This window comes from Bdellovibrio sp. KM01 (assembly GCF_013752535.1).
Lineage (GTDB): Bacteria > Bdellovibrionota > Bdellovibrionia > Bdellovibrionales > Bdellovibrionaceae > Bdellovibrio.
Genome location: NZ_CP058348.1, coordinates 402,469 through 414,880 on the forward strand (window position 1 = coordinate 402,469; position 12,412 = coordinate 414,880).

The window sequence follows — 12,412 nt, forward strand, 5'->3', positions numbered from 1 at the left end:
TTTACTAAGAATTATGGTAGCACACTTGATGGGGATGTCGAAAAAAAAGGGACCCCGAGGGCCCCTTTTTGCGGGAATTAGAATTTTGCTAAAACACCCAGTGTTAACAGTTGGGCATTTTCGGTTGAATTGCCGTCGGTATCGGTGAAACATTTTTCATCGGCATGATCAGTACGGTATTCTACGTAAACGTTCAAGTTTGGATTCAACTCGATTTTGTCGTTCAAAGTCAGGGAATTAACTTTGTCAGCGTTTCCATATACAAGAGTATCAAATTCTCTTAAGTGCATCGCTCCACGCACCATTTCATAACGGGCCGAGAAGGAGTTATTCCAAAGTTTATAGTTTACAACAACGCCCAAGTCGTCAGACCAACCCGCAACATCATTGTCGGGCTTATAGGTTTTAGAGTCGTACATTGCTGCTATCATCCAAGAATCATTGATGCGGTAAGAAGCCCAAATGTTGCTGGAAGTGTTTTCAGCAGTGCCCGTTGTTGGAGAAAGGGCTGAGTCTTTACCGAAAAAGTATCCAGCAAACCATTGCAAGTTACCGAAAGCACCATTTGCAGAAAGCTCAGTAGTTTTTGTCGGTGTATAGTCGTCGCCGTATATATTGTATTTGGACTGGTTATAAGTGGAAACGGTCGCCGTCAACAGGTCACTCATCACGTATCTTGCACGCAAACCTTCGCCATATCCTGGTGTAATCCCCTGGAATGCAATGGAGTATCCGTAAAACAAGTTTTCAGATCTCAAAACAGATTCATAACCCATCGTCGTCAAGAACCGACCCGCGCCTATATATAGATTCGGAAGAGGTTTATAATACACCTCGACCTGGTCCACCATTCCAAGATTATTCGTGGACTTAACTTCTGAAGGCGTTGTCGCCGTCACATAAGTTGTTGGGGTGTAAACCAATCGAGCCAAAACATAAAACTGTTCTGTTTCTTTTTTTGCCAAGATTTGGCTGGTGTTAATTCTGTAAGTTTCATATGGAGCGGAGCCGGAAAATGGAACAGAAGTGGTGTCTGGTAAAAAGTTGTAATCGAATGCGATCTCACCATTCACTGTGATTCCACCAATATCAGCGGCATTCGCAAAGGAAGCAGCAAGAGTCATGAATGCCAGTATCTTGAAAATTCGCACCGGGTTCTCCTTTTTATGTTTTTTTTATTGGATTCGTTCACATCCGGTTTGTCATTTCTCTGCTGAGAGATAAGACCTAGGTCCAGTCAAATAACATATTCATGATGTGTTACTAGACCATCATCGAGGTTCTTAAGACTAGATTGGGATTTTGCGTCAATCAAAGTTGTTTTGGCCCTAAGTAAACATCAATTTCTATGTGGAAATCTTGAACATTGTTGAACGTGTGACTGAATCTTTCAGAACTATTTGTCTGCATAGAAATCGCTGCCAATGCGGATTTGCGTGGAGTGAGTTCGAAACTATTCTGAGGTCATTTTTTGAGAAACATAAAAATTTTGTTAATCGAAACTTTTTGATTTCGGCGAAGTAATTACTCCATTTTTTGTAGGATTCACGTGTTTCCCGGCATTTTTGTTGTTGATCTTGCCGAAGGTCCTATTTAGCATTTTTTTATAAACAAAGCTTTTAAACGATTTGAAAGTTCAAATTTGCAACGAAATTGAAAGGATGCATTTATGAAAAAACTTTTAGTATTAGCAGCGACTTTTGCAGCTAGCTCGGCTTTCGCAGGTGTTAAATTGGAAGTACGTTCTGACTACGTTAACACGGCAGACTACTCTGCAGCTAACGGAGCAAACGTAGCTGGTTCTTCTTTGTTCACTCCGAATGTAGCTCGTCTTTACTTGAACGGTAACGTTGGTGAAGCAGTTGTTGAATCTGCTTGGAACTTGCGTTCTTTCGAAGCGTTCGTAGATTCTACTGGCGACCTTCATAAAAACATGACTGTTGATAAATTCGTTGACCACCTTTGGGCTGGTAAAGGAATGGGCGCATGGATGTTCAAAGCTGGTAAGCTTGAAGTGAACACTGGTGGTTTCGAGCGTCAAAAAACTCTACACGGTGACACTTACCTTACTTCTATGGCGAACAGCGGCGTTGGTGCTAACTCAACTGCAACTTCTTCTGACGTAGCTCTTATCGCTAACCCAGAAAACTCTTCTGGTATCTCTGCTGGTTACACAATCACTGAGAACCATAAGTTGGAAGCTCAAGTAACTAACCAAACTAACACAACTACTGTTGATGGCGGCGTTCGTTCTACTGATAAACGTCACAACATGGGCTTGAACTACCTTGGTTCTTTCATCGACAAAATGTTGGTTCTTAACTTGAACTACACTTCTGGCGCTGGCGATGTAGTTGGTACTGGTCATGAGCAAAGCTTCACAGCTGCATCTCTTCGTGTAGCTCCAATGGCTGATTTGACTATCGACCTTGAGTACTTCGGTAACGTAGACAAAGCTACTACGACTGCAACTACTATCGAAAGAAAAACGAACTCAACTATCGTTGAAGCTCGTTACAACATCAACGGTTGGATCCCAGTTCTTAAGTACGAAATGTCTGAAAACAAATCAGACACTGCTTCTGAGCAATTCAAACGCGATGCTTTCGCAGTTGCTCTTGAGTACGTACCTAAAGCTGACGAAGCTTTCCGTTACCACGTAGCTTACACGTCTATCAAAGACAAAGATTTCTCAACTGCTGGTGATTCTACTAAAAACGTGATCACTGTTGGTTTCAAATACACTGGCGACATGGCTAAGTAATTTGATTCTCACAAGCTGAGATAAAAAAAGCCCAGGGCAACCTGGGCTTTTTTGCGTTTAGAATATGGAAAAACCGATTACTTGGATTTTGGCAAAGACTTGATGCTGGCATCCAAGATACTGGAAACATCTTTTGCATGCTTCATGTCAAACTTATTTTGAAGCGAAGTGTAGTCTGCTTCTGCAGCAAACAACGCCTGGCCACGGCTTACAGTTTGGTTGCCAACTTTTACTTCATCCAAGAATTTGGATTTTTCAGCCAGAACCATAATTTTTTCTCTGATTTCGCCAAGCTTTTCAGCTTTTGCCATTTCGGCTTCAGCAGTTTGTATTTTGCTGATTTGGTTCTCAATCATCGCATCGTTCGTAAGCATTTCATCGGAACTCATGATGGAATCTTCCTCAGAAGCTTCGGTTTTAGTACGTTGATTTTCGTCATAAGCTGATGCCATCGCTTTAACTGAACCCAGCACCATGATGATCGCCATCGCAAGCATTACTCTCTTTTTCATAGATCTCTCCCTTTAGTTAAAAGAATCCACCTTTATCTGTGCGAGGGCTGTGCCTGGGTCTTAAGGAATAGGGGAGATTTGAAGGCGAAAAAGTTAAACAGGAGCCGTTAAATGGCTCCTGTACTAAGCAGTACTGTCTCATAGTGAGATTAAGAATTACCCTGCTTTTTCAAACATTTCGGTGCGTTTCAAGGGAGCGGTTTTTCGCGAAAGTTGAGGCACAGATATTTCGTTTTGTTCGGTATGGCTTTGGCCACGAATCGCGTGGGCGAGTTCCTGAATGACACTACCTAAACTTTCCGCTTGAGCGGCTAGCTCTTCTGATGAGGCAGCGGCCTCTTCGGACGATGCCGCATTGATTTGAGTTGTTTGATCCAATTGATTTAGGGCTTTGCTGATTTGCTCAATACCATTTGATTGTTCCATACTTGCTGAAGAAATTTCCTGGTTTAGCGCAGATACCTTTGTCACAGAGTTCAAAATTTCGGCTAAGACCGCCGCACTTTTTTGTGCTTGTCCACTGCCCGTATCGATTCGTGTGACGCTGGAGCGGATTAATTCGCCAATGTCTTTGGCCGCTGCGGAACTTCGTTGCGAAAGCGCACGTACAGCCTCTGCAACGACCGCAAAGCCTTTGCCTTGCTCTCCCGCTCGGGCGGCTTCAACCGCCGCATTAAGGGCCAACAGGTTCGTTTGAAAGGCAATATCATCGATGACCGCGATGATGTCGTTAATCTTTTTAGAATCAGCAGCGATATCCGTCATCGATTGAGAAAGTGCGTTCATCTCGACTTCGCCACGTTTTGCTATTTCGCTGGTATCGCTGGATAGTTTTGCTGCCGCAGCTGCATTTTCGGAATTAATTTTAACCATCGATGATAGTTCTTCGATGGTGGCAACAGATTCCTCTAAAGAGGCGGCCTGTTCCGTAGTTGCTTCGGACAGTTCTGTCGCCGCTGTAGCAATTTGATCGGACGCAGAAGAAACCTCTCGGGAAGAAAGAGTGAGGTTGCTAATCACGCCATTGACCGACTTACTCAGTTTATATAAGACGATCCCCGCAATACCGCCGCCAATGATCATTGAAAGGGCGGTCGCCAAAAGCATCATAAGGCGAGCTTCATTGTACTGCTCAGACATATGAATAACTTCTTCCTGCATCTTTTTTTCATTGCGGTCTACTGTTGAATCAATAATAGCTTCTCCATTCAGACGAAGCTCCCTATTGGTGACCGTGCTGATCTTGGATGCCTGGTCCTTATTGCCGGCTTGCACATGCTTGCGCAGTTCGTGAGAGTTTTCCCACCAGGTACCATAGACGGCTTTGAATTTTGTAAGTTCTTCTTTTCCTACTTCAGTTGAAATCGCAATCAGATCGTCGATTTTTTTTAAAAGTTCGTCGTGACGTTTATTCATTCTCTCTTCAATAATTGTCACGTCATTTTTGTCGTCCACGAGAATATAATTTTTTTCATTGATCAACTGAATATAAAACAACCCGCGGATATCTTTGATTAAAGAGACGCGGGCACTTTTTTCGTGAACCAATTTGTGAATTGCGTCGTTCATGCTTCCCAATCTGGATAATCCGATCCCAGTGATAGAAAGTGAACCTGCAAGTAAGATTCCCATGACGAAAATCATTTTAAAATTAAGACTTCTGTTTTTCATTCTAAATTTCTCCATTGGAGTTCTCATCGGAAATGTTCAATTTAGAATAAATTAAATTTAGATTACAAAGTTCGGATATGACCTCTCAGGCAATCAAGTTTTCTTGATGTCAGAGAAAATCAACATTTGTTAAAGCTGTTCGTCGTGAAGATACTGCTAAGTTATCCACGCCCGTTGGAGAGAATGTGAAAAAAAAGGCCGCTTTTGGAGCGGCCTAAATCTATTTATTTTTTGTCAGTCTTAGAGTCTGGTGTGGCTGAGTAGTAGTCAGGCATTACGAAATCCACAGTGAATGGATATTTATAAGACTTGTAAGCACCAATCTTAGGGCTTCCAGCTTTCACATAAGCCTCATCCCAAAGAGCAGCGAGTAACAATGCTCCGCGAGCCATATCATTCACGATCACTGGTTTCATTTTTTTGAAAGCAACAGCTGCCGGTTTTCTTTCAGCTTTCGTTTTGATTTCCATGCCGTGTTCTTTCTTTAGTTCCGACGGCTTAGTAACTGGATCCATCTTAAGAATCTTTGGAATTTCTGTATTGGAGATCACAGAAAGAGACTTCATTTTTTCGATCACGGTCGCAGGCTTCAAGAACGGCGCATTTTTAATCGTGCGCGCTTGTTTTAATACTAACCAGTCAAGGTCGCCATCAAACTCTCCGACTACAGCGTCTTCGAAGTAGGCGTGGATGCCACCGTGACCTGCTGCCCAACCATCATAGTCAGCAGTCGTGTGGAATGGCTGAGAGATGTCGCCAACGAAGTGACCCATCAAACCCATGTCCACAGCCATTTGATAAGCCAGCTTGTTGAATGGCAGGTTTTCGTCCTGTTCTTCTTTAAAATTTGTTGGAGCTTTCGCCGCCGCGAATTCAGGTTTCAAAGCAGCGATGCGATTAACGAATTGATCCGCTCTCCACCAAGCAGAACCAAATTCAGTGGGAATGTCTTTGATGGTCGTTCCATCGTTTTTGAATTTGTTTTCTTTGCCCGTGAAGTCCGTCATGATTTTTTTATAATCAGTCGAGATGTCGGAAACTTTAAGACCGATAACTTCGATATCGATAAAGTGAGCAGGGTTACCGTGTTTAGCAGCGTCGCCACCCAGGCTTTTCCAATAGAAGTCCGGGATGTTACACAAATGGCCCATCATTTGAGGTTTGTTGCGCAAGTATTCTTTCAAACCTTCTTCTTTAACCAGGAAAACAGCAGCACGGCAGATTGCATCGTGACCACGGCCTCCCCAAGCAAAAGCTGAAGAAGATACCAACAGCAGGGGCAAAATAATTTTAAACATGATGAACTCCTTCTTTACAATTCGCGGCCTAAGGCTTTAGGAGGACGGCTGGCGCCGATGAATCCCGCCAAGGCAATGATCGTAACGATGTATGGTAAAATTTGAATAAATTGAACGGGGATAGTCACGCCGCCGATTTGCACACCCTGCAAGCGGATTTGAACCGCATCTGCAAAGGCAAACAACAAGCAGGCAAAGAATGCTGGCAACGGTTTCCATTTACCAAAAATCAAAGCAGCCAACGCCATAAAGCCGCGACCACCAGACATCATCGGAGAATAAGAAGAAGCCAGGAACAAGGAAAGACTTGCTCCACCCCAAGCTGCAAAAGCACCACTTAAAGAAACCGCAGCCCAGCGGACTTTGCGAACGCTGATGCCCGCAGCTAGCAAAGCCTCTGGATTTTCACCTGCAAACAACAGCCACAAACCCGAGCGGGATTTTTTAAGCCAGAAAGTCAGCAAGGCCACCAACACGAATGCGAAAATCAATGGTTCATAAGCAAAGCGGAATTCTGCTGGCAATGGAGGAGTGGAGCCTGTGGAGTTAAACAGAATCTTTGTAGCAAAAGGAATCACTCCCATCACCAAAAGATTAAATGCCATGCCGGTTACGATTTGATCGGCACCCAATTCAATAACAAACAATGCGTAAAGTGCCCCAATGATCAGACCTGCAACTAAAGCGGCACCCCAGCCAAGCCACGCCGACGAAGAATAAACTGCGACTACAGATCCCGCGAAAGCGCCCACCAGCATAAAGCTTTCAAGGGCCACATTCACGACACCCGAGCGTTCGCTCATCATACCGCCCATGGAGGCGAAAATTAACGGAGTCGCCAAACGCAAAGTCGCAAGAGCCAAAGCGAAGATTACGAAAAAGAATTCCATCAGTCTTTCTTCCTTTTGCGACGAACGCGATATTCCCAGTAAGCACTCGCAGCCACACCAAGAATGATAAACGCCTGAATGATACGAGAGAAGTCACGAGTGATAGTTGAGGTTTCCAAATCTAAATCCGAAGCACCTTTGTGAAGAGCGCCCATCAAGAAACCAGCAGCGATAATTCCCAAAGGATTGTTTGCCGCCAGTAATGCCACGGCGATACCGATGAAACCATAGTCGGGAGAGAAGCCCACGCGGTATTGACCCGCACTGCCGATGACTTCAGACAAAGCCACGCACCCCGCGCAAGCGCCAGCCAAAGCCATCGCAATAATTTGAATACGTTTGGCAGAAATACCAGAACGTTGAGCCGCTTCGGGATTCGAACCCACCGCCCGCAACTCGAAGCCCCATGTGGTTTTCCAAAGGAATATCCACATCAAAACCGCAAGAATAATCGCAAACACCAAGGAAGCATTCACAGGAGTGTCAGGGAAGAAGCGAGCAATCAAATCATAGTCTTTAAACATATAGTTCGCAGACACCATCGCCGTTTCAGGATTTTGTGAATTCGGATTTGGAATAACTTTAAGAGCAAACCAGCTGGCAAGGCCAGCTGCGATAAAGTTCATCATGATCGTGATGATAACTTCATGGCTTCCACGCAAAGCCTTCAACAAACCTACAATCCAACCCCAGAAAGCTCCGACAGCCAAGGCCCCCAAGAAAGCGACAAGGGGAGCCAAGGGGAAAGGAACATTCGGAAAGAACACACCAATGGCAGCGGCTGTGACGGCGGCCATCGTCAGCTGACCTTCAGCCCCGATATTAAACATGCCTGCATGAAAACCAATCGCCACGGATAAACCGCAAAAGATCATCGGAGTTGCGTAAGATAGAGTCATGCCTAGGTCATAAGTTGAACCAAAGGCGCTCCTTAAAAGAATCATAAAAATATTCAGCGGATTTTCACCCGCCAAGAATGTCAGTGAAAGGGCCGCGACCAAACCAATGGCGAAACCTAGCAAGCGTCTCAATGGCCACCTCCCATCGCCGCACCAATTTTGATCTCATCAAATTCCTGACGAGTGAATTCAGCGACAAAGTGACCTTTATAAAGAACTAAAATACGATCAGACAAAGCCATCAATTCATCCAACTCGGAAGAAATCAGTAAAACACCCGCACCCGCATCACGGGCAGCACGAATTTCATTGTGAATAAATTCAATCGCGCCAATATCCACGCCGCGAGTCGGTTGGGCAGCTATAACAGCTTGTGGTTGTTGTAACAAAGCCCTGGCCACAACCAGCTTTTGCTGGTTACCGCCCGAGAAACTTGCAAACGTCAGGTTTTCGTTGCGAGGGCGAACATCATATTGTTCCATTGCTTTGCGCGTGGCCTGGATGACGTCATTCATTTTCAGGAAAATACCGCGCGCAAACTTTGCTGAGCGATGTTGACCCAAAAGATAGTTTTCATAAGCCGGGCGAGTTGGCAAAACCCCAAAACGTAAACGGTCTTCGGGAAAGGACCCCACTTGCCCGTGAGTTACGATTTTCCCGGATAAGTGCTTTTTGGAGAAAGTGTGCTTGTCCAGCAAGGCACGAATCAAAATATCCTGGCCGTTGCCTTCCACTCCCGCGATACCCACGACTTCGCGTGTGTGCACAGTCAAATTCAGGTTTTCAATGGAATGATTTCCCAAAGTCGCAGAAAGATTCTGAATCTCAATCACAGGTTTTGGATCGATCGTCGTATTGCGCTCGTGAGGGTTTTGCAGGCGTCGACCGACCATCATCTCCGCGAGCTCGGGAATGGATGTTTCAGAAGTTTTACGGCAGCCAATAACCTTACCTGCACGAAACACAGTTACTTCATCGGTCAAGGCCATCACTTCTTTCAGCTTATGAGTGATGATAAGGATTGTTTTACCTTCGGCTTTTAACTGACGAAGATTTTTAAAGAAGTCTTGAACTTCTTGCGGAGTTAAAACCGCTGTCGGTTCATCCAAAATCAAGATTTCAGAATTTTGTGAAAGGATTTTTAGAATCTCGACACGTTGTTGAGCGCCGACAGAAAGATCTTCGACTTTTGCATGTAAATCCACTTCGAACCCATAGCGTTTCGCCACTTCGTTCAAATGTTTGATTTGTTCTGCACGGGGAAGAAGAGAAAACGGACCACCATCTTGCTGAAGAAGGATATTGTCCAAAGCCGTCAGTGGTTCAGCTAACATAAAGTGCTGGTGCACCATTCCGATTTTGGCTTTCATGGCATCGATCGAGGAAGTGAATTCTTGAGTGGTGCCATGAACCAGGAACTCTCCGCCAGATGGCGTGTAAAGTCCGAAAAGGATTTTCATGGCGGTGGATTTGCCGGCGCCGTTTTCGCCTACGATCCCGTGGATCGTGCCTGCTGTGACTTTGAAAGAGATATCTTCATTGGCGACGCAATCACCGAAAATTTTCGAGATACGTCGGAATTCAACAGCAGGGACTTGGTTCATCGTGCTTACTTCTTCTTATAGTAATCCGGAACTTGAATCTGGCCTGCGATGATTTTCTTTTTAATCTCGTCGACCTTTTTCTTCATTTCCGGGGTGATCAACTTTTCGTTATATTTATCCAGCGTGTAGTCCACACCGTTATTTTTCAATCCAAAGCGAGCAACCTCAGCTTTGAATTTACCATCTTTCGTTTCTTTGATGGTTTCGTATACAGCTACATCAACTGCCTTCAGCATGGAAGTTAGGATTGTGCCAGGTTTCATCCAGTTTTGATTCGAATCAACACCGATAGCGAATTTCTTTTTCTCCTCAGCAGCGTCAAACACACCAGAGTTCGAAGCACCAGCCGCAACGAAAATAACGTCCACACCTTTGCCGTACTGAGCAAGGGCCAATTCTTTGGATTTGGCTGGATTGTTCCAAGCCTCACCCGTGACGCCCACATAGTTTTCAGAAATCTTGATTTTTGGATCAACGTATTTTGCGCCAGCATCGTAACCCATTGCGAATCTGCGGATCAAAGGGATGTCCATGCCACCCACGAAACCAACGGAGTGAGTTTTGGAAGCCATCGCTGCTAAAGCACCAACCAGAAAAGAACCTTCGTGCTCTTCAAACATCAAAGAGCGAACGTTCGCTGCGGTCACTTCACCATCAACGATAGCGAACTTTACTTTTGGAAATTGAGCTGCAACTTTTTTAACGGCATCAGTTTGTGCAAAGCCAACACCGATAACCAAGTCATAGTTTTTACGAGCAAAATTACGATGCAAATTTTCAATCGCATTCGTGTCAGTTGCTTCAACGTATTTCAATTCGATTTGTAGGTCTTTTTCTGCTTTTGTCGCGCCAGCGTAGGCTGCAGAGTTGAAAGATTTGTCGTCCTTACCACCTTTATCAAGGACAAGACCGACTTTAATATTTGCGAAAGTTGTGGTGCTGATTGACAGAAGAAACAGTGTAACGAAAAACTTTTTTGTCATTTGATGATTCCTTCACACGCGCTAAATTTCTGCGTCTGCGCATTTAATAAGCGTTTGATTTCACAAATTTTTTAAGATTTTTTGTCGGGGTGAAATTACGAGGCTCTACTTTATGAGTCAAGGCAAATCATTTCAATCGCCTAATGGTCAACTCTTACAAGTCGGTTATGTCTTAATTTCAATTAGGCACTTGTTTTATACCAGATTAGGATGGCCTAAACGTTAACCAACAACTCAGATAACGCACGGAGGACTAAGAGCATGGAATCGCAAACGATACTCAACGGCGGAGTTAACTCCCTAGGTTTTATGGGCCAACAAAACATCAACATCCAAACAACTTCGAATGTGCCATACGAAGTTATTCACCTTAAAGAAGAAGAGATGATCTTCAAGGAAGGCGATACTCCAAAAGGATTGTATTATGTGCAATCAGGATGTGTGAAAGTTGTCGTAAATCGTTCTCACGCAAGAGGCCGTACGACGACAAATGAATATGTCACAAAGCTTGTATCTCCAGGGGAATACTTTGGCTACAAGGCATTGGTAAAAGGTGCCACAGCACAATGTCACGCTAAAGCAGTCAAATCGACTGTCTTGTGGTTGTACCCTCGCGAGTTGATCCAAGTTGCTATGGCACAGGCTTCACCGATGGTTAAATTACTTTTGAATCAGTCAGTAAATGATTTGGAAGCATTCGAAAACACAAGCCAATTGCATTATTTGGCTTCTGTTCAAGAGCGTATTGCTTACCAGTTGGTGATTTTGGCAGACCGCTTCGGTACGCAAACTCCAAATGGAATCTCTTTGAATCTAAAACTAACTCGTAATGAGTTCGCTCAGCTGGCAAGCACGATCAATGAATCGCTGTCTCGTCATCTGACTGAGTTCAAAAACGAAGGTTTGATCGACTTAAATGGGAAAGAAATCATCATCAAAAATCGTGACGGTTTGATGAGACGTTCCGGTAACTTCTAGAATCTCTCCCGAAAATTGAAATCCACTAAAGGCCGATCCAAAAGATCGGCTTTTTTCTTGACGCGTCGAACCCCCAAAAGGTACGCCGTACCTATGGAACCAATTGGATTTATTGAGAGTTGCTTTAAGGATAAATTTGGCACCCCGCGCCAGCCTGGGTTGGTGAAAAGCGCGTGGGCTAAATTGAAAATCCGCGCTGATCTTCAGCCTGAAGAAGCACTTCAGGGGCTGGAAGGCTTCAGTCACGTGTGGTTGGTGTGGGTCTTCCATCAAAACAAAGTCGCTCGTTATCACGCCAAGGTTCATCCTCCACGCATGGGGGGAAAGAGTATCGGATTGTTTGCGACTCGCACCCCTCATCGTCCCAATCCCATCGGTTTGTCATTAGTGGAGCTGATAAAAGTTGAAAAAGATGGCATCATCGTTTCCGGCGCCGATTTGGTGGATGGAACGCCGATTCTGGATATCAAACCTTATCTTCCTGAAATTGAATCTATCCCGAATGCCAAGACAGGGTGGACTTCCGAAGTTGTCAAAGATCCTATCCAGGTGGAGTTCACTGAACACGCGTCAAAAATTCTCGCTCAATGGCAGCAACGAAATCCTGACAAAAAACTGCAAGAAGTGATTGAGGATACATTGAAGTTGGATCCGCGCCCTGTCGTTTATCGTGGTTACGAGGGTGCTGGCGAAGCTCCCTATCGAAATAAACATGCTGTTCGACTGTTTGATGGTGATGTGCACTTTGAATTTGAGAGTGCAACTCTGGTCAGAGTTCTCGATATTCTTTTTACGCATAATTAGTTGCAGTTG

The 12,412-nt window shown here is 44.5% G+C and carries 11 protein-coding genes; 3 read left to right on the forward strand and 8 right to left on the reverse strand.

The window, feature by feature from the left end:
- Positions 1-77: 77 nt before the first annotated feature.
- On the reverse strand, positions 78-1,151 hold the full coding sequence (locus tag HW988_RS02075; protein ID WP_255490161.1) for an outer membrane beta-barrel protein: 1,074 nt from the start codon (positions 1,149-1,151) through the stop codon (positions 78-80).
- A 518-nt stretch (positions 1,152-1,669) separates the two neighbouring features.
- Here HW988_RS02075 and HW988_RS02080 point away from each other — a divergent pair.
- Positions 1,670-2,764 (forward strand): hypothetical protein, encoded by a 1,095-nt coding sequence (locus HW988_RS02080; RefSeq protein ID WP_142698778.1) that lies wholly within the window; start codon positions 1,670-1,672, stop codon positions 2,762-2,764.
- A gap of 77 nt (positions 2,765-2,841) precedes the next feature.
- On the opposite strand, the gene HW988_RS02085 is transcribed toward HW988_RS02080, so the two are convergent.
- From HW988_RS02085 to HW988_RS02115, 7 genes are all read right to left on the reverse strand, one after another.
- Positions 2,842-3,276, reverse strand: a complete 435-nt coding sequence (locus HW988_RS02085) for a hypothetical protein (RefSeq protein ID WP_181606019.1) — start codon at positions 3,274-3,276, stop codon at positions 2,842-2,844.
- A 156-nt stretch (positions 3,277-3,432) separates the two neighbouring features.
- Positions 3,433-4,947: a methyl-accepting chemotaxis protein gene (locus HW988_RS02090; RefSeq protein ID WP_181606020.1), complete on the reverse strand. Its 1,515-nt coding sequence runs from the start codon at positions 4,945-4,947 to the stop codon at positions 3,433-3,435.
- A 224-nt stretch (positions 4,948-5,171) separates the two neighbouring features.
- The gene (locus tag HW988_RS02095) at positions 5,172-6,245 is read right to left on the reverse strand and encodes a hypothetical protein (RefSeq protein WP_181606021.1); all 1,074 of its coding nucleotides are present in this window, start codon (positions 6,243-6,245) and stop codon (positions 5,172-5,174) included.
- A 14-nt stretch (positions 6,246-6,259) separates the two neighbouring features.
- The gene (locus HW988_RS02100; protein ID WP_181606022.1) at positions 6,260-7,135 is read right to left on the reverse strand and encodes an ABC transporter permease; all 876 of its coding nucleotides are present in this window, start codon (positions 7,133-7,135) and stop codon (positions 6,260-6,262) included.
- On the reverse strand, positions 7,135-8,166 hold the full coding sequence (locus tag HW988_RS02105; RefSeq protein WP_181606023.1) for an ABC transporter permease: 1,032 nt from the start codon (positions 8,164-8,166) through the stop codon (positions 7,135-7,137). The genes HW988_RS02100 and HW988_RS02105 overlap by 1 nt, the downstream gene beginning before the upstream one ends.
- Entirely contained in the window at positions 8,163-9,638 is a 1,476-nt protein-coding gene (locus HW988_RS02110; protein ID WP_181606024.1) for an ABC transporter ATP-binding protein, read from the reverse strand. The genes HW988_RS02105 and HW988_RS02110 overlap by 4 nt, the downstream gene beginning before the upstream one ends.
- Positions 9,639-9,643: 5 nt before the next feature.
- Entirely contained in the window at positions 9,644-10,621 is a 978-nt protein-coding gene (locus tag HW988_RS02115; protein WP_181606025.1) for a BMP family protein, read from the reverse strand.
- A 261-nt stretch (positions 10,622-10,882) separates the two neighbouring features.
- Here HW988_RS02115 and HW988_RS02120 point away from each other — a divergent pair, with 261 nt between their 5' ends.
- Together HW988_RS02120 and tsaA are read left to right on the forward strand one after the other, a co-directional pair.
- Positions 10,883-11,599 carry a Crp/Fnr family transcriptional regulator gene (locus HW988_RS02120; RefSeq protein ID WP_142698785.1) on the forward strand — a complete coding sequence of 239 codons (717 nt, stop codon included), beginning with the start codon at positions 10,883-10,885 and terminating at the stop codon, positions 11,597-11,599.
- 93 nt (positions 11,600-11,692) lie between these two features.
- Positions 11,693-12,403 carry a tRNA (N6-threonylcarbamoyladenosine(37)-N6)-methyltransferase TrmO gene (gene tsaA, locus HW988_RS02125; protein WP_181606026.1) on the forward strand — a complete coding sequence of 237 codons (711 nt, stop codon included), beginning with the start codon at positions 11,693-11,695 and terminating at the stop codon, positions 12,401-12,403.
- Positions 12,404-12,412 lie beyond the last annotated feature (9 nt).

Coding starts and splice junctions, on each gene's coding strand:
- HW988_RS02080 (WP_142698778.1), top strand. CDS start 1,670: ATGAAAAAACTTTTAGTATTAGCAGCGACTTTTGCAGCTAGCTCGGCT.
- HW988_RS02085 (WP_181606019.1), bottom strand. CDS start 3,276: ATGAAAAAGAGAGTAATGCTTGCGATGGCGATCATCATGGTGCTGGGT.
- HW988_RS02090 (WP_181606020.1), bottom strand. CDS start 4,947: ATGAAAAACAGAAGTCTTAATTTTAAAATGATTTTCGTCATGGGAATC.
- HW988_RS02095 (WP_181606021.1), bottom strand. CDS start 6,245: ATGTTTAAAATTATTTTGCCCCTGCTGTTGGTATCTTCTTCAGCTTTT.
- HW988_RS02100 (WP_181606022.1), bottom strand. CDS start 7,135: ATGGAATTCTTTTTCGTAATCTTCGCTTTGGCTCTTGCGACTTTGCGT.
- HW988_RS02110 (WP_181606024.1), bottom strand. CDS start 9,638: ATGAACCAAGTCCCTGCTGTTGAATTCCGACGTATCTCGAAAATTTTC.
- HW988_RS02115 (WP_181606025.1), bottom strand. CDS start 10,621: ATGACAAAAAAGTTTTTCGTTACACTGTTTCTTCTGTCAATCAGCACC.
- HW988_RS02120 (WP_142698785.1), top strand. CDS start 10,883: ATGGAATCGCAAACGATACTCAACGGCGGAGTTAACTCCCTAGGTTTT.
- tsaA (WP_181606026.1), top strand. CDS start 11,693: ATGGAACCAATTGGATTTATTGAGAGTTGCTTTAAGGATAAATTTGGC.